The sequence below is a fragment of the Pseudomonas fildesensis genome (assembly GCF_001050345.1).
Lineage (GTDB): Bacteria > Pseudomonadota > Gammaproteobacteria > Pseudomonadales > Pseudomonadaceae > Aquipseudomonas > Aquipseudomonas fildesensis.
In genome coordinates, this window is the sequence record NZ_LFMW01000039.1 from 153,186 (window position 1) to 171,402 (window position 18,217).

The window sequence follows — 18,217 nt, forward strand, 5'->3', positions numbered from 1 at the left end:
TGTAAAAAACTGCAAAAAATGGGTTCGATCAATCCGGGCGTCGGCCCTTGAGGGACAGGCGCACCGGCATGCTCACCGAGGCCGGCACGCGTTGTGTGGCATGGGGCGCACGCAAGGCCGCCAGCACCTGGGCGTCGGTCTCGGCGTCGCCGCTGGACTTGGCCAATTCCACCCGCGTGACTTGGCCCTCGGCGCTCAACCACACATCTGCCTGTACCGCGTAGGCCTTCTTGCGCAACTGCGGGTCGTCCCTCAGCAGGCGTTGAAACACGCCGGCCAGGTACTGCTTGTAAGTACCGGCACCGAGGCCACCGCCGCCGGAACCGGCCATGCCGCCGCCCTTGCCCGCACCGATGTTGAAGCCGTCATTGCCGGACTGCGCATCGCCGTCCATCTGCATCGGGTTGGCCAAGTCATCGGCTGGTGAAGGCGGCGCTTCTTCCGCCGGTTTCACCTCTTCGGGTTCCGGGGTGGGTACCGGCTCCGGCACTTTCTCCTCCACCTGGGGCTCGGGTTCCTTGGGCTTTTCCGGTGGCGGTGGCGGTAGTTGCGGCAACGGGATGATGGTCGGCACCTTCGGCGCTTCGCGGCGTACGCCACTCATGTCATTGGCCCATTGCCAGAGAAACCAGGCCGCCACGGCGCCCAGCAGCAGGCCGAGGCCCCACTTCAGCGGGCGCAACGGCGGCTTGTTCTTCACGGGCAACGGCGGCATCGGGATCTGTGCAGTCATGGCTCAGCCCTGGCTCGGTTTGCCGGTGACCAGCCCGACCTGGGACAGCTCCAGCCGCCGCAGCAAATCGAGCACTTCGATCACCTTCTGGTACTGCACCATGGCGTCGCCGCGCACGATCACCGGGAAGTCCGGGTTCAGGGCTTTCTCGATGCGCAGGCGCTCTTCCAATTCACCGAGGGTGACCGGGTAGGCATCGAGAAACACCTGGCCGCCATCGTTGACCGAGATGGCCTTGGTCTTGGCCTCGGACAGCGACACCGAGGCGCTGGCCTTGGGCAGGTGAATCTGAATACCCGAGACCTGGGCGGTGGCGGTGAGGATAAACATCACCAGCACCACCATCAGCACGTCCACCAGGGGCGTGATGTTGATGCTGTCGACGGCGGCATCGTCGTCATCGTCGTGGGAGGCATTTACGGAAGCCATGGCGATTCTCCTCAGGCCGGAACCGGCGCGTGGTGCGCAACGCGGTGCGCTGCTTCACTGGACTGGCTCTCGCCATGCATCTCCGCCAGGCGCGTGATGAACTCGTCGACAAACACGCGCATGTCGGCGCTGACTTCCTTGTTCCGCGTGATCAGGCGGTTGTAGCCGAACAGCGCGGGAATCGCGACGAACAGGCCCATGGCCGTAGCCAGCAAGGCCGCCGCCATACCTGGGGCGATGGCGTTGATGTTCACGTCACCGGCCATCGCCGTGCCGAGGAACACCACCATGATGCCCAGCACCGTACCCAGCAGGCCGATGTACGGGCCGCCGGCGATGGCGTTGGACAGGGTCGACAGTTTGGAACTGAGTGCCTGGTTTTCGCGGGTGCGCACGCCGTCCATGGAGCAGCGGATGGCTTCGATGGTGGCCGCCGAGACGGACGAAGTGTCGGCGCCCTGGGCGCGGCGGGTACGGATCTCCTTGACTGCCACGCAGTACAGGCGCCACAGCGAGGAATGGGTCAGGCGTTCAGCGAGTACGCTGTCGTCGTAGAACATTTCCAGGCGGGTACCGATCTGCGCGAACTGCTCGCGAAACACCTCGTTGGCACTGCTCACACGGCTGACCATGCGGTTCTTGCGGATCATGATGACCCACGACTGGAACATCATCGCCACCAGCACCAGGATGATCACCCAGGCATCCACCGGCACGGCGTTGAGCAAAAAGCCCAGGCTGCCGAAACCGTAGCCCGACTGTTCTTCATCCACGCCGTAAGCCACCAGTTTCGACTCGGCGCCCTGGGCGCCGGCATCGGCCAGCAGCAAGGTCGCCGGGCGGGCCACCTTGGACAGGCGCAGCTCATCCATCGCCCCGGCAAACGGCAGGTGCGTGCCGGCTGCTTCCGGCACGTCGGCACCGACCGCCAGTGGCGAATTGAATGCCGGCATGGCCACGGCCAGGCTCGCAGTTTCGCGGCCATTCACATACAGCGCGACTTTTTCACCCTCGGCGGTGAACGCCAGGTGCTGCCATTGACCGGGGTTCAGCGGCTGGGTCGACACCGCGCGCTGGCCGTCGATCTCCACAAACGGCATGCCCTGGTTCAGCCCCAGTAACAGACTGTGGGGGCCGTCACGGCGAGCCAGGACGACTTGCTCGCCGCTGGCCTGGTCCAGGCGCAGCCAGGCGCTGAAGGTGAATGCGCTGCCTGCGGCGTGTTGCAGCGAGGGGCTGGCCGGCAACAACAACGGCTGGCCGGTGAACTGCAAGGCGCGGCCGATCACACCGTCAATACGGGTGCCAGTGGCGTTCTGTGCGGTGTTGGCGTAGGCCGTGGTATCCCGTGGCGGCGTGCCATTGGCCCCGTCAAAGTGGTACAGCGCGGTGTAGTTCGGGTCGAAGGCCAATTGGCCGTTGGCCGTGGCCGGGGCCTTCTGGTTGCCGTAGTACATCCACAGGTCCTGGCGCTGGCCGCCTTCGACCTTGGGCACATCGACCCAGATCAGCGCCATGCCCATCAGCGGGTCGAAGCTTTCGATCTGGTGGTTGAACACGGTCTTGTCATCGGCACTGACAAAGCGCAGGTCGGCGCCGTCATCCTTGACCCCGTCAAAGGTGAAATTGCCGGTGTGCAGGCGCACCAGCAGCGCGGTACGGCCCAGGGCCTGGTTGATCGCGGCGCCTTGGGCGGTGGTGTCCACGGTGATCTGTTTGCGGTAGTGCCAATCGTCTTGCCACCAGGCATGGGCGGTGGCCGGGAGCGCGAAGCCCAGGCAGATCAACAGGCTCAGGAATAGGCGTTGCATGGGAAGAGTCTCCGGGAAAAAAGGTCAGAAAGTCGCCTGCACACTGAAGTGCAGTCGCGAGTCCTGTTTCTGGGTATTGGGTCCATCGAGCAGCGGGTAGCCCCAATCCAGGCTGCCGGACAACCATTTGCTCAAACTGGCGCGGGTGCCCAGGCCGACACTGGCCAGGCTGTATTCGTCTTCCTGCTCGGGCAGCGGGTCGTGCAGACGCAGGCGCGCGCCTTCGGCGAACGCATAGAAGCGCCACTCCTGCACGTAACTGCCGAGGAACTTGGCCAGGGACGGTGTGCGCAACTCCTGGGAGAGCAGCAGCCCCTCATCCCCCGTGCGCTCCGCCGCCAGGTAACCGCGCACTGAGGTGGCGCCGCCGGCGGAATATTGCTCGTTGGACACCAGCGGCCCCGAGGCCAGCTGGAAGCCGGCCTTGGACGCCGACTGCCAGTCGTTGGCAAAGGTGTAGGTGTAATTCAGGTCGCCCTTGAGCACCGCAAAGCTGGCGCTGGCCTTGTAGCGCTTGTAGTCGAACTCTTCGGCGTCGCTGCCATAGCCAAAGAATGCGCGGGTGCCGACGACCAGGTTCAAGCCCAGGCCCAGCTGGGATTTTTCGGTGTAGCGATAGCCGTTGTAGCCCAGGGTGAACGGCGCGTACTTGAGCGGCACCTGGTCGCTGCTGGCGCCGAACTTCACCTGCTCGTCGAAGTCCTTGAAGTCGATGCCTAAGGAGAACGAATTGGCCCAGTTGCCCGCCGCCGGCAGGTTGTAAATGGCCGACACGCCGTAGGAGTGGCCCTTGCCCAACACGTTGCTGCCGCCGATGGTGGCGATGTTGCTGTCGGACTGGTAACCGGAGAACTGCAGCGTCCAGCGCTCATCCAGCGGCGCGCTGTAGGAGCCCGACCAGACCTTGGCATTCGCGCTGTCCTGGGGCGCGGTGAAGTAAGTCAGGGAAATGCTGTGGCCCAGCTGCCAGAGGTTGTCGTAGCCCAGGGTCGCAACCGAGCGCAGCTTCTCGGTGTCGGCGCTGTAGTCGTTGTTCAGGCCAATACTGGCGTGCCAGGGGTTCTGGTCTTCCACCTGCAGGTCGACGTCCATGGTGCCGGGGCGCTGGCCTTCGCGCACCAGCGGCGTGACCTGGCGGCCGGCGCTGCGGTTGAGCCCGGCGAGCTGGGTTTGCACGCTGGCAAAATCCGGCACGGCGCCTTCCTTGAGCCCGGGGACTTCTTCGCGAATCTCGACCGGCGAATAGTGCTTGGCCCCCACCACCCGCACGCGGCCGACCTTGGTTTCGCTGACTTGCAGGTAGACGATGCCGTCATCGACCTTCTGCTCCGGCAGTTCCACAAACACCGACTGGTAGCCGCGCGCCTGGTAGATTTTCTGCAGCGCATCGCGGGCGCCTTCGATATCGTTCAGGGTCTTTTGCGGGCCGAGAAACGGGTACACCGTTTCCTCGATCGTGGCCGCATCGAGCACGGTATTGCCGCGTACGAAATACTCGTTGACGTCTACCCGCCGCGCCGGGGCGTCGCCCTCCTCGGCTGCCACCGCCAGCGAACATAGCGTCAGGCAGCACAGCGCCAGCGTTGACTTGAACAGATGCTCCACACAGCCCCCTCGTTTTATAAAATGTTGCGCCATCGCCGATTGCACGGCGTCTGGCCTGCTCAATTGCGGGTGGTCGAAAGTTGGCTGTGGCGGGCCAGCCAGGTGTGCAACAAGGCGAAGTTCAACGAGAACTCCGGCATGTGCAGCAAGGCGCCACAAAACACTTCACCGATGATGGTCTGGATCAACTGCACCGCCCGTGGGTTGCTCAACAGGCTGTCGATGTCGCGCTGCAAGACGTGGATGCCCCACACCTTCTGGTTCAGGTCGAGGCCGACGAACCAGCGGAACAGCAGGTTGTAATTGAGTTGCTCGTGCAATTGCTGCTCGCTGGGTACGGAGTACAGCAGTTGCAACAGCAGGATCTGCACCACCGTACGCGGCGCGATCAACATGCCGGGCTCAGCCTGGAGCAGGTCATGGTGCTGCTCGAACACTTCGTCGATCTGCGGGCGCAGCAGCACCAGCGAATGGCCCGCAGGGATGTAGCTGGAGACTTCCTTCAAGGCGCCCTGCCAATCGTCCTGCGAAACGATCCACACCCAGGGCGCGCCGTAGCGGTACACCGAAACCGGCTTCTTGCGCGCGGCTTCGACGATCTTCGACAGGCGCTGATCGAGCTCCTGCATGCCGACTTTCGAGTAACGTTCCATAGTTCCCATTTACCCCACTCCTGGCGTGCTGCCGACGGCTGGGGAGGCGACTTGTGGCCGCCTCCAGCGCGTTACATAGGCAAGACGGGAGTGGCTGGGCGCTACCGAACTTTTGTCATGAAAGCTTCATTTTGAATTGTGAGGGAGGCATTTGTGGCGAGCGGGCTTGCCCCGCGCTGGCTGCGAAGCGGCCCCAATAAGAACATCGCGGTGTGCCAGGTAATCCTCAGTGCATGGTTTGGGGGCTGCTTCGCAGCCCAACGCGGGGCAAGCCCGCTCGCCACAACAGCTTCACAGTTGCCTCAACAGCAGACGAAAAAAAGGGGCGATCACTGATCGCCCCAAACGGTACATCGAGAGGTCCCTTCTAAAACCTTACAAACTGATCTGCTTGCGCTCCTCATCCGTCAACTGCGCGCGCGCCTGTTCACTCAGCGGCCCCGCGCCCAGCACTTGCACCGGGCTGTTGGGGTTATAGCCGGAGGTTTTCTGCTGTGGATCACGCGGCACAGGCTCCGTACCGAAGCTCAACACCTCCACCGTCACAATCGACGCCCTGCCCTGCTTGGCCGCCGCCTGCTGGCTGCGCGCTGCGTCTTCCGCCGCCTGGGACGCCGCCGCCCCTGCCGCGCTGGCCGAGCTCATGGCGCCGGTGTTGACGGTGGCCGACACCGGTACCCCGGACGACTTGCCCTGGGTCTGGATGTTGGCCGCGTTGACCACGTGCAAAGCGGCGATGTTGACGTTGCCCGACACACGAATGCCCGCCTCGCCTGCATCGATGGTGCCCAGTGGCGCGATCAGGTCGATGTCCCCCGCTGGCACTTCCGGGATCGGGTTCAGCGTGGCGATCCCCGCACCGGTACTCGGCACCGACGGCGACAGGCTCACGTTGCCCCAGTTGTCATAGACGCGCTTGGGCGGCGTGTACACCACGGTGGTCTTGGAGCCACGACCGGCGTTGATATCGCCCCCGCTGGTCCAGCCCATGATCGAGCCGCCGAAGGTGGTCATGATGCGGCTTTGGCCGAGCAGAATGCTGCCCAGGGAATACAGCTGGATATCGCCTGCGCCCTGGGTGATCACACCCGCTGTGGACGGCGGCGCCGCGCCTTCGATGCCAAAGGTCTGGCTGCCGCCTGGGGTGAGCATCTGGATCGAGCCGCCGAAGTTGGTGTGCACGCCCGAGCCACCGAACAGGGTGATATCGCCTTTGTAGGTGATCGGGTTGCCGGCCACGTCCTTGTCCGGGAACAGCGCGGCAATCGCCGCCCGACCACGGATGTAACTGCCCTGGCGCACGCTGCCATCGCTGTTGTACTCGCGGCCGGCGGCCTTGAGTTCGGCGAAGTACACGTCGCGGGCGAAGATGCGTTGCTGCTCCGCCGGCAGCGCGGCGTAGTAGGCGCGGGCCTGTTCGCTGTCGCCGACGAAACCGAAGCGCTCGGCGAGCCAGGTGACCAGTTCGTTTTCGTAGGTCTTGGCGACTTTGCTGCCCTGGATCGACAACGCTTCGCCGGGTTGCGCCAGGTTGATCGGGTCGAGGTAAGCCTCGACGAATCGGCGGTAATCCGGGCCGTTGGGGCCCACGCCGGCTTGCATCACGATACCGGCGCCGGGGCGGTTGTCGCCCGGCACAATCGCGCCGAGGCTGGTCACGCTGGACTCGCCCGCATTGCCGGCGCCGGTCATCAGGATATTGCCACCCGCCGACAATTCCAGAAGGCCGGGGCCGGCGACCTGGAAGTTGCTGTAGAGAATGTCGCGCCCGGCCGACACGATGGAGATGTCGTTGGGGGTGTTGTGAATGAACAGGTTGCCCGTGGTGACCACGCCCGAGAGGGGTATATCAACGCCGAAACTGCGACCACCGCTGACGATATCCCGCCCGGCCATCATCCACACCGGGCCGTTCCCTTCATACCAGGTCTGACCTACATGCAGGTCTTTTTGATTCGTGCTGAAGGTGATAATCCGGCCACTGCTCACCCCGACCAAATCCCCGTCTATGGCGTAGAAGCGCGCCGGTTCTCTGCCACCCACGGCTGACGCTGTTGCGGTGCCAGGCCCAAACGCGAACAAGGGTTGACCGGCCCCGTTGCCATTACCGGCCAGGTTACTGGTCACGACCTGACCGCCAACGCGGCCCTCGAACGCCGGATGCCAAGGGGTTGCCATCGCAGTGAGTGCCGAACCGGACTGGCTGACAGGCATGTCAGCGCCGTAAATGGAGTGCTGGGCGAAAAACTGCAACTGACCATTTTCGCCAGGCGCCAGGAGCAACGGGAACGTATAGGAAGTGTCCTTGGCTTGCACATCGACTGCCTTGCCGTAATACAGGCTGCCCCCGGCGGCTGTTGCCCGGACAATTGACGGGTAAATCACTGCCAGATCGGCCAACGCTCTATCGGATTGGGTGAAGGGCGTCAGGTTGCCACCCAGGGAAAACAGGTCAATGGCTGTGCCCTTGGTCCACAACGTAAACCAGCTGGAGCCAGTCCCCGGATTGGCACCTTGTGCAAACGGCGAGGCATGCGGGGGCAGTGCCCGGCCCGGATCTTCGACGTTTTTTACCACCAAGTCACCCAGGGCCTGCAGGTTGAACGTGGCATCACCCGGCACCAGGGTCATCCCGCCGCGAGCAATAGCACGGGTTGCGACCAGCGGGTCGTAGGCACGCAGCTCTCCGGGACTTTGCGTGGAGCCCGTGCTCCCGTACGTCAGATCGACGCTGCCCACGGTGGCGCTGCGCAACTGCGCGTCACCCCGAAGGTTGACCAGCATGCCGTCACGATGATCCTGGGTGGCTGACTCACTGGCGGGGTTCAGGTTGCCACCGATGCGCACGTGCAAATCCCCCCCGCCGGTCAACTGCAGGCTGCCGTCGCTGGCCACTCGGCCGGTGCTGCCCACCGCCAGCACCAGACCCTGGCTGTGCGGGTTGGCTTCGTCGTGGTTGACGTTATAGCCCAGGGTGTTCAAGACCCCGGCGTTGCCGTTTACATTCACCTCCAGGTCGCCGCCACCCAGGGTGGCGAAGCCGGTGAATCCGACCATTTGGTCTGCAGTTCCAGCCCTGGCGTAACTGCCGAAGTTGATCCACCAGGCCGTCGGTTGTGGCTGCCCGCCTGTTGCCACATCGGCGCTGCCCTGGCGCCACAGCCAGTTGCCGATGTCTGCCGAGTCCAGCCCCTTATCCTTAGGGTTGGGACGCGCAAAGCTTAAAGCAGGGCTGGTGATGTCCCCGGTCAGGTCGCCGCCGACGTTCATCGTCAAATTGCCCCCTGCCTCCGGGTACCAGGCCCGGTACCGGCTGGTAGGAGTACCGTTGACGAACTGTTCGAAGAAGCTGCCCGGATCGCCCAGCACGGTTTTGACCAACGGGTCCGCGCCACTCAGTTGCGCCTTGGGTTGGTTGTAGGGATCGCCCTGGTAGGTGGCGGCAGAAGAGGTGCCGGCGGTATAGACCCCATACAACGAGTCCATGCTCAGGTTGCCCGCACTCAGTAACTCAAGATCGCCAGTGCCGGTGCGAATCACGCTGAAGCGCGTGCTCGATGGCGTGGCGGCGTAGTCCCTAGCCGATTTGATCAGGCAATAATCGGGGGCGGTGGCGCAAACCTCATCCACGGCGGGGTAGCCAATGCTCTGGAAAAACGCATCCGTCATCTCAGTGCCGACCGTGACGATGACGCCGTTATTGGCCAGGTCATCGACCGCGTATTGCGTGAACACATAGGTGACCTTGGGCTTGCAGTACTCCGGGGTGGCCGCGCAGAAGTCCTCAACCGATCCCTGTTCAAGAATGTCGAGTATCGCCTGATCGATCGGATCACCCTCTTTGACGATCACACCAGCGAAGCCCAAATCTATAACCGCTTGTGCCGTCCAGGTTTGCACGCCTTTGGCCGGCAACTCCTTGGCAAACATGCCGTAGTGACTGTCGGCCAGTTGCAAGTTACCGCTGCGTGGATGGGCTTGCAGGATACGGCTGTCCGCCGCCTCGGTATCGGCGCCCGCCACCAGGCGCAACGACCACGACTGGCTGCCTTCGGCCAGCATCGGCGAAATGGCCCACAGCTGACCGCTGCCACCAGTGCGCAATTGCACCGACGCCACATTGGTCGGCAATTTCACATCGGTGCCGCCCGGAATCAACGCGCCCTTGGGCAAGTCCTTGCTGCCGTTGAGCAAGACGATGTTTTGGGCAAGGTTCGCCTGGTGCACTGTGGGCAGCGGCACGCCTTTTGGCCAGATCATGTCCTGCAAACGGGTGCCCTGGGTCAACAGTGTGCCGGCGTCCAGTTGGGTGCCCGCGACCAGGGTTTGAGCCTCACTGAGCAAGGTGCCGGCGGCAAACAACAGGTTGCCACCGGCATCGCGCACGGCAGCCGCCAAAACAGTGCCCACCGGCAGCACCAGGTCCTGGCCCAATGTCGCGGCCACCGGCAAGCGCGTACCGGCAGCTACGGTCAGGCCCTTGATGGGCACGTCGTAATTGAGGGTGACGCCGGCCGGGAAGGCCGTGCCGTCGGCCAGGGTCACGCCGTTGTCGGGCACCACAGTCGCGCCGCCTCGCGGGTCGACACCCGGCAGCAACACCCAGCCTTTGTCGTCCACCGTCTCGGGCGGCAGGGCAAAGCCATCATTGATACTGCCGTAGATGTTCAGGTCGCCACCGGCACGCAGGGTCAGGCTGCCGGACTCACCGGAACCGTAAACGCTGTCGTGTTTCTGGCTATGTGGGTTGAGGCTGGCGTAACGGAAACCGGAGAGGTCCAGGTCACCCTGCACCACCAGGTCGCCGTCCGGCGTCTTGCTGACGATTTCTACACCTGGGCGCAGGTGGAAGGCGTCGGCGTAGGTTGCGTTGTTCAACCCGGCGAGCTTGTTTTGCAGCAGGTTGTTGTTGAGCAATGCCGCATTGATGAACTTGACGCTCAGATCGTCCTTTTTCTTCAGGTAATCCTGAGTGATTGCCTGATACGGCCGGCCGCTGGCGGTCGGGTCGGTTTTTTCCGGGGCATCGTCATAGGTCGCCATGCCATTGAGGGTGATCGAGCGCGCGCCCTGAATCGCCAGGCGCCCGCTGGCGTCGACAGCAATGTCATTGCTGCTGCCGTCGGCGTTGAACAGCCGCGGCGCGTTCAACTCCAGGGTGCCGCGATTGCGCCCGTCGTTGCCGGCGGCGCCAGCGGTGCCGTGGCGCAGGTCGATGCGTACGCCATCGGCCAGGGTCAGTTGGCCGGTGCCGGAGTTCAGCACCACCATGGCCCGGTTGGGCGAATCGATGATCTTGCCGTAGCTGTCCACCCGCAGTGTGCTGCCATGGGCATCCAGCACCGCCGTGCCGTCAAGGGTCAGGCCGTGTTTGCCGGCCAGGGTGATGCTGCCGACGCGCGCACCGCTGGCATCCACCCGGCCGTTCACGCGCAGGCTGCCATTGTCCACCGACACGCTGATGGTGCCGGCCTTGAGGCCGTTGCCGATGGTCAAGTCGCCCTGCTTGAGTTGGAAGCTGCGGGCACCGAAGACCTCGCCCTGGTTCAGGCGCTGGTTGAGGTCGGCAAACTGCTGGTCCAGGGAGCCATCGCTGCCCAGGCGCTGGGCCTGGATTTCCACGGTCGCGGCCTGGTACGGCAAGGAGGTGCCGCCGGCCATGTAATCACCGCTGCTGCCGCCGAGGATCTTGCCTTGCAGGTCGACAATGCCGCCGGCCGCGTCCGTCGCCACCGCGTGCAATTTACCGGCCTGGTTATGCTTGGCGGACAGGTCGATAGTCGAGCCCGCCGCCTGGAAAATGCTGCTGCGGCTGTCCAGCAGTACGTCGCCGCCCCAGCCGTATTGGGTCACATCGTTGAAGGCGATGGCGCGACCGGCCACGTCGATCAAGGCACCGTCGGTTAACACCACGTCGCCACGGGCACTCAGGCTCACCTTGCCACTGGGCAGCACCACCGCACTGGCCAGGCGGATGCTATCGCCTTGCAGCGACAGTTCGGCGCCCTGGCCGCTGGCGGTACCACGGGGGCCCGCCGAAGCACCGATATCAATCGCGCCGCCCGCCGTGATCTTGTTCACCGAGCCGGCTTCGCCGGTCATCAGCGGGGTACGGATCGTCAGGTTGCCGCCGCTGTACTGGAAGCCTTTGACCGGGTCATAGGCGCCCTGTTGCTGATACACCGACAGGCTGCCCTTATGGTTGGCGGTGATGCGCTCGCTGGCATTGAGGTTGACGTTGGCAAAGCCCAGCGCCAGGCGGTCGAAGCTTTTCACATTGCTCGGCTGGCCAAACGCGCCATAACCAAACTCGATACGCTCGGCGTTGATATCCAGGCGCCCGCTGCCGGTGCCCGCACCGCCCGCCACCACGGCGCCTGGCGCAGTGATCGCGCCCAGCCAAATCAGGTTGGCGGTATGGATCGTCGCCACATCGCTGGCGCCGCCAGCACCATACAGCGCCGGGGTGGACAGCATCAGGTTGCTCAACAGCGATTTGCGAGTGAGCGGGTCGTAGGTGTCCAGGGCCGTGTTGCCGTAGAAGTTGAAACCGTCACGGGCCGAGAGTTGCAGGGTTTCCAGGGCGGGGGCGCCGAACTGGGTATCACCGCGCAGCAGGCGGTCGAGCAGGGACTGGGTCAGCATCAGGCCCGCCGGCAAGCGATTCCCGGCGGCAGCGGCGGCGAGGGCTTCGACGCTGCCCAGGTTGATGGTGTTGACACCCAGGTTGAGGTGGCGAGTGCCGTAGCGCACCTGGTCGCCCAGTTGGAAGGTGCTGTCGGTCAGGGCCACGATGCTGCCGTCGGAATACAAGCCGGTCTGGCCGCTGCATGCACCGTTAGTGCAAGCACCGAGGTTGATTCCTCCGCTGACCACTCCCCCTGGTTGCGCCAAGCCAATGACATTGAGCAGTCCGTTGGACATCGCCAGCATGTTGGCGACCTGGTAGATAAAGCCGTCACGGGCATCGTAGCTGGCCTTGCCACGGCCAAGGGTGTTGATCGAAGCGCCCTGCTCGACGACGATTGCGCCAGTGCCGCTCACCAGAAACACTTCCGGAGCAGCCAGCGTTGCGCCTTCACGCAAGGTAACAGGACTGTTGGCGCCATTAGCCCCACCCGCCAAGTAAATAAAGTTGCCGGACTGGCCGTATTCCACCGCCGTCATCCCACCCACTATCAGCCGTGATGCGCCCAATGCGTTGAGGCTATCCGTTTTAAGGGTGATACCCGCGAAGCCGGTGGTCGCCGACCGATCCGCCGCGACCACCTCAATACCGCTCTGGTTTGGACCCACTACCGCCACCGTACCGCCATAGCCGCCGGCCGCAGCATCAAAATGCCCGATACCGGCAAAGGTAAAGGCATCGGCCCCGCCGCCAGGGCGCAACGCCAACTTCAAGGTCTTGGCATCCGCCTCCAGAATCGGGCGCGGCACACCCAGCCTGGCCGCGTCGGCTCGGGCGAACTGGGCGTAGCTGGTTTCGTTGTATTGGGAATAACGACGCAAGGTATCAGCCGACGTCAGGATAAGCTGGCTGGCGACGCTGTTGCTGATCCCTGTATGGGCAATCGACAGCTGCCCGGAGGTGGTCCACGAGCCATTGCGCATCAGCGTGGCTGCGGCGTCGCTGCCAAGCCCCGCCGCCCCGTTGATCTCGACGCGAAACGCCCCCGGCATCAGCGCGTAAGTCGACGGCATCAAGGTGTAGGTGCCCGCCGGCAACCCCGGCACACCCGCGCCGACGGTGACCTGCTGGCCGATCAACGGCGACACGGCGCCGCCCTCCGCTGCCACTGGCGCCGCGCCGGGTTGTACGCCCGGCACAATCGCGTAGATCGGGTTGGTGGACAGGCCAGGCAGCACAAACCCACCGTTGGCACCAAACTGCACCAACGGGTTGTAGCGCGCATCCGTGGAACCTCCGCGCCCCGACACAAACCCGGCGCCCAACAACTCGCCACCGCCCGACAGGTCCAGGGTGGCATCCGGCAGCACACTGATCGTCTTGCCACCGAGAATGACCCCGACATTTAGGTCACCATCACGGCTTGCCAAGCCACCCTGGCCGAGAAATGTCACCGTCTTGCCGTCGTACTTGTACACCTGGCCATCCAGGGTGCCGCCGTAGGGCAGTACCAGCCCCTTGCCGCTCACCGACGTCAGGCTGCCTGGCAGCAACTGCACAAGGCTGCTGCCCGTGCTGCCGATATCGATCAACCCTAAGGGCGCGCGCACTACACCGCCTTGGCGAACGGTCGCGGCGCCCAGTTGCAGGCGGCCGAATACCGAGTACGGCACGGGGGCATCAGCACTGCCGGTGCGGCCGATGGTCAGCGTACGCGAAGGGTCAAACGTGATGTTGAAACCGCTGATCTCACTCTGATAGCCCGCGATGATCCGCGCGCTGGCGCCCGTGGCCGGATACAACTGCGCCGCCCGCAAGGTCATATCGCCCTGGGTCAGCAACTGGGTACTGATACCCACGGCGACTGCGTTTTCATTGGCGCCTGCAAGGAAACGCAAGTCGCCCTGGCTGGTCAGGTTGACCTGATCAAAACCGCGACGTTCAACACTCACCAGGCTCTGGTCCGCCTGACGCAGGCTGCCCTTGACGCCAAACAGCACGCTGTCCCGCACATCAATCAGGTTGCCGTCGACGTTAAACTGCGCCTCGGTTGCGCGCAGCGATGGTTTTGGAAGGTTGATCACTGGACGCACGAAGGAGTCCAGGCCCGGTGTCGACATGCCGGCCAGCAACACATACGGCGCCGACAGGTTCACCCGGGAGGCGCCGCCAGCGCCTTCGCTGAGGTTATACGCCGCACTGTACAGGCGCAGGCTCTGACCCATGTGCAAGGCAATATCGCCATCAAAACTCATCAGGCCGTTGCTCATCAGCGCCAGGTTATCGAAACCGCCCGCGTTGATTTGATCGATCCCCAGCCGCCCATGCCCATATTCCAGGCTGTCGGCGGCCTGCTCGGCGGTGTCCGCGAGTGTGTGGCGCTGATGCATCTGGCTGATCAGCAATTCACGGCCTTTGAGCACCCGATCAGTGGCTTTAAACCGGTTGTAGTTCGGGCTTTCCAACGCCACGGTTAGGCTGCCACCCGCCGCGCCGGCGCCACCGGCCCTGGCGACAAAGCTGCCGTCCAGGTACAGGCCATTGAGCGAGGCCAGGCTGATGCTGCCGCCATTGCTGGCCACCTGCACCGCGCCCTGCCCCGGAACATTCAACAGGGCCTGGGCCCCCGATGCTTCCAAACGGGCACCGTCACGCACCACCACAAACACATCACTGGCGTCGGCGATGCCGGTCGCCAGGTCAAGCGTGCCGCCCAGGCTGATGGTGCCGCCGTCGTGCACAAAGCCGTAGGTGCGGCCACGGTTGTCCACGGCCGTCGCAGCCCTGGCCGAAACGTCGATCAACGCGTGTTCGCCGAGCCAAATCGAACGACCATGGCCAAGAGGGTCTGCCTGATCCAACACCTCTGGAGGGGCTTCCACCCCCCCCAAGTTGACGCTGCCGCCCCAGGCATTGAGCGTGCCGTCCATCGTCAATTGGCCGACGCTGCGCAGGTTGATGGCCTGGCCGGGGTCGACGGTGATCACCGCGCCCTGGCCCACAGTCAGGGCGGTGGTTGCCCGTTGTGCGTCGGTGGTGCTCAGGTTGCCGGCGTTCAGGCTCAAGCCCGCGCCACGGCGCTGGGTCAGCACGCCATTGGCGGCGTCTTCCTGGTACAGCGGTGGCGTCCAGCGCTCCAGCGCGGTGGCGGGGTCGCTGCCGGTCGGCGTGGTCGATGCCTGTGCGCCCACGCGATAGGCCGGCAGGGTGACATCGACCTGAGTGCCGTCGGTGACGATCAGCCCTTCGTTGCCGGTGATGTCGTAGGCCGAGAAGCCCTTATCGAAGAAGCCTCCGGAGAGTTTCAAGGTGCCGGCGGCGGCGGCCGTGGCGCTGTCGCCGATCTGCACCTTGCGCGCCTGCAGCGCCAGGGTGCCGCCGCCGCTGACGCCGTAGCCGCGGATCTCTGCGTCCAGGGCCAGGTCGCCGAGGGAGCCCAGGGTCACGTTGCCACCCTTGCCACCCGTGAACTTGCCATCCAGGCCGATGGCTGCCCCCGAGGACACATCCACCAGGCTGCCGACGCCCAGGTTGACGTCGCCGGTTCCACGTAGCGACACCTTGCCGCCATTCAGATACGCCACGCCATCGGTGGCGGAAGGGTCCAGCGGCAGGTTGTTCCAGCGGCCGCTGGCGTCCAGCTTGACGCCTGCCGCCACATAGACTCGCCCGCTACCCGCCAGGAACACATCGCTGACGGCATTGCCTTTATCGAGGTTGACCTGATTGAGGATGTTACCTGCGTTAATGCTGCCACCCTGGGCGGTCAAGTTGGCGTTGACCCGGAGCTCTGGCCCAAACAGGGTGATGTCGCCACCGTCGGTCACCTTGAGTGCGCCATTGACGGTAATCTGCTTGGCACCGACCTTGATTGCGCCCAACTGGTAGCCGTTGAGCTGGTCACTGTCGAGCACCATTTTGCCCCGGCGATCCGCCGACAACGCGGTGGTGAGGTCCAGGCCATCGGCGATTTTTTGCGTGTTGCCTGCGATCAGTACGTCGTCGGCGTTGGCGCCCAGGGCGTAGCGCAAGGTGCCGGTGGTTTTGTTATAGATCGGCGTGTACTGCCCGATGATCAACTGCGCGCGCTGGGCCATGGCTTTCTGCGACTGCTGGTAACCATCGAGGTTGATGTTCGGCGCCTGGGTCTGCCGATCGCCCTGGAACACGTCGCTGATCAACTGCCCTTCGAGCACCGCGCTGGTGGTGCCGACCACCAACTTACCGGCATCGCGGCCCACGCTGTAACCGGCCTCGTAACGGCGTTGCGAGGCGATCATCGGGTTGTAGTAGTACTCGGTTTGGCCCCAGCGTTTACTGGTGTCTTCAAAGCCCTTGTAAAAGCCGGAGTAGAGAATATCTCCCGGCGCTTTGGACACTTCATACAAACGCCCATCGGGCCCCTTCAGCCAAGTCTGTTGGATATAACCGGCCTGCACATCCACGGTGCCGCCCGACAGGTTGATCTGCGCGCCCTTTTGGGTCACCACGTCCTTGCCAGTAAACGTCACGGTGCCGCCCTGGGCCATCCACTCGCCTACCGAGTGGCCCTGGGTGCCGAGGTAGCCGCCGACTTCCAGCAAGCCGCCGCCGGTGTACCAGCGGTCTGTCGCATAGCCGTTGGTGCCCGCCGGCACAAACACCAGTTCGCGCAAGTCGACCCACACATCGTTGTTGATCAACTGCCCGCCTTCACGGTTGACCGGCGCATCGCGCTGCTCGTTACCCTGCACGTTGATCTTGATGTTGTTGGCTTCCATCGACACCTTGAAGCCGACCGCACCCGACACGTCGATCATCGCGCCATCGCGTACCAGGCTGCGCCCGCCGGCACTGACCGCCACCTGGCCGCCGGTGGCCAGGGTGATCGAGCCCTTCTGGAAGTCGACGGTGCCGCCGCTGACGATCTCGATACGCGACTGGTCAGTGCGGTCGGCCACCGCGCTAAGGTTGTTGAACTGGCCGGTGGTCAGGTTGGCGGGCTTGCCATCGAGGTTGACCAGGCCGTTATTCTTCTGGCTATTCAGCGCAGTGCTGCCGCTGGCGTCCAGCAGGATCGCCGTGGTGCTGCCCTCGCCCAGGGTCACGCTGCCGGTGTTGTCAGAGGCCGAGTTGAGCAAGTGAATCGTGCCGCGCGCATCCACTGAAGTGCTGGTCAATGCCACGCCATTTTGCTGCACCTGGTGCCCGGTGAGCGTGATGTCGCCGGTAGAGGCCATGATCAGGCCGCTGTTGGTGACCTTGCCCGCAGCGCTGCCGGCCTTGAGGCTGGTTGCAACTTCATTGCCACGGGTGGTGGAGCGGTCGTTGCCGGCGGTGCCGACGCCTTTGCGAATGTAGAAACTGTCACCGGCCGCCAGGGTGGCCTGGCCCTTGGCGGTAATGATGGTACCGGCGTTTTCCACTTCGGTGCCGAGCAGCAAGGCATAACCACCGGCATCGGTGGAGGTGGCGGCGTTGTGGGTCTGGATCAACGCGCCGCGCTGCACTTCAACCTTTCCCGCCGCCTCGGTGAAAGTCGGTTGGGTGCCATTGGTGTCGAAGTAGAGGCCGCGCTGAGTGAACTGATCGTCGGTAATAGTCGCTGCCGCCGCCACCAGGTTGCGCACGTTGGTCTGGCTGGTGCCGCTGAAGATCACGCCGTTACGGTTGATGATCATCACCGTACCGGCGCCCTTGATCTGCCCCTGGATCTCGCTGGGCCGCGCGTCGGGATCGTTGACGCGGTTGAGCACCGCCCAACTGGACTGCTGCTGGAAATCGACAGTGGTGTTGCGCCCGACGTTGAAGGTCTGCCAGTTGAGGATCGCCTTGTCGGCGGTTTGCTCGATGGTCACCGTGGTGTTGCCGCCCGACTGGCTTTGGGTCGGGCCTTTGGCGTTGGTCCAGCCCTGGGTCAGGCTGTTGTCGACCTGCAGGCCGCCCTTACCCAAGCCGTCGGGAATAGTCGAGACCTGGCCGAACGCAGCCTGCCGGCCGGCCGCTTGGGCAGCCTGCTGCGCGGCGATCGCCGCGACGCTGGTGTTCAGCGTGCTGATGGACCGCGCCAACCGCTGGTTGACCTGCGCCTGCTGGTTCAGCGTCGGAATCCCCGGCACCTGCCCGGCACTGATCCGCGCCGCCGTCGCAGCCTGGGTCGCGCCTTTGTCGGCAAACCAGCCGGAACTGAACGCCGTGGCCGCCTGGGCATTGCCCGCCACCATCAACAGGGCAATGGCCTGAGCCAGGGGCTTGAGGCTCAACACAGCCTGGGCACTCGGGCCTTGGGCATTCAGCTTAAGCGTTGGTTTGCAGCGGACCATCGGGAATCTTCCTTCTTTGTTATCGCCCAGGGGCAAGACAGGCTCACGTATGGGAG

General features: G+C 64.1%; 5 protein-coding genes and 1 pseudogene. All 6 read right to left on the reverse strand.

Annotated features, from left to right (window positions below; genetic code table 11):
* Nucleotides 1-28: 28 nt before the first annotated feature.
* A complete protein-coding gene (locus tag ACR52_RS27985; protein ID WP_048731528.1) occupies nt 29-733 on the reverse strand; it encodes an energy transducer TonB family protein in 705 nt (234 codons plus the stop codon).
* A gap of 3 nt (nt 734-736) precedes the next feature.
* Nucleotides 737-1,162 carry an ExbD/TolR family protein gene (locus ACR52_RS27990; protein ID WP_010211136.1) on the reverse strand — a complete coding sequence of 142 codons (426 nt, stop codon included), beginning with the start codon at nt 1,160-1,162 and terminating at the stop codon, nt 737-739.
* Nucleotides 1,163-1,173: 11 nt separating this feature from the next.
* Nucleotides 1,174-2,973, reverse strand: a complete 1,800-nt coding sequence (locus tag ACR52_RS27995) for a DUF2341 domain-containing protein (protein ID WP_048731531.1) — start codon at nt 2,971-2,973, stop codon at nt 1,174-1,176.
* A 24-nt stretch (nt 2,974-2,997) separates the two neighbouring features.
* Complete coding sequence (locus ACR52_RS28000) at nt 2,998-4,578, reverse strand: ShlB/FhaC/HecB family hemolysin secretion/activation protein (RefSeq protein ID WP_048731533.1); 1,581 nt, start codon at nt 4,576-4,578, stop codon at nt 2,998-3,000.
* A 265-nt stretch (nt 4,579-4,843) separates the two neighbouring features.
* Nucleotides 4,844-4,943: pseudogene (locus ACR52_RS32035) on the reverse strand (transposase); the annotation flags it as partial.
* A 663-nt stretch (nt 4,944-5,606) separates the two neighbouring features.
* Nucleotides 5,607-18,161, reverse strand: a complete 12,555-nt coding sequence (locus ACR52_RS28010; RefSeq protein WP_048731537.1) for a filamentous haemagglutinin family protein — start codon at nt 18,159-18,161, stop codon at nt 5,607-5,609.
* Between the last annotated feature and the right edge of the window lie 56 nt (nt 18,162-18,217).

Excerpts from the sequence above, each read along its gene's own strand:
- ACR52_RS27985 (WP_048731528.1), bottom strand. The coding sequence starts at position 733 with ATGACTGCACAGATCCCGATGCCGCCGTTGCCCGTGAAGAACAAGCCG.
- ACR52_RS27990 (WP_010211136.1), bottom strand. The coding sequence starts at position 1,162 with ATGGCTTCCGTAAATGCCTCCCACGACGATGACGACGATGCCGCCGTC.
- ACR52_RS27995 (WP_048731531.1), bottom strand. The coding sequence starts at position 2,973 with ATGCAACGCCTATTCCTGAGCCTGTTGATCTGCCTGGGCTTCGCGCTC.
- ACR52_RS28010 (WP_048731537.1), bottom strand. The coding sequence starts at position 18,161 with ATGGTCCGCTGCAAACCAACGCTTAAGCTGAATGCCCAAGGCCCGAGT.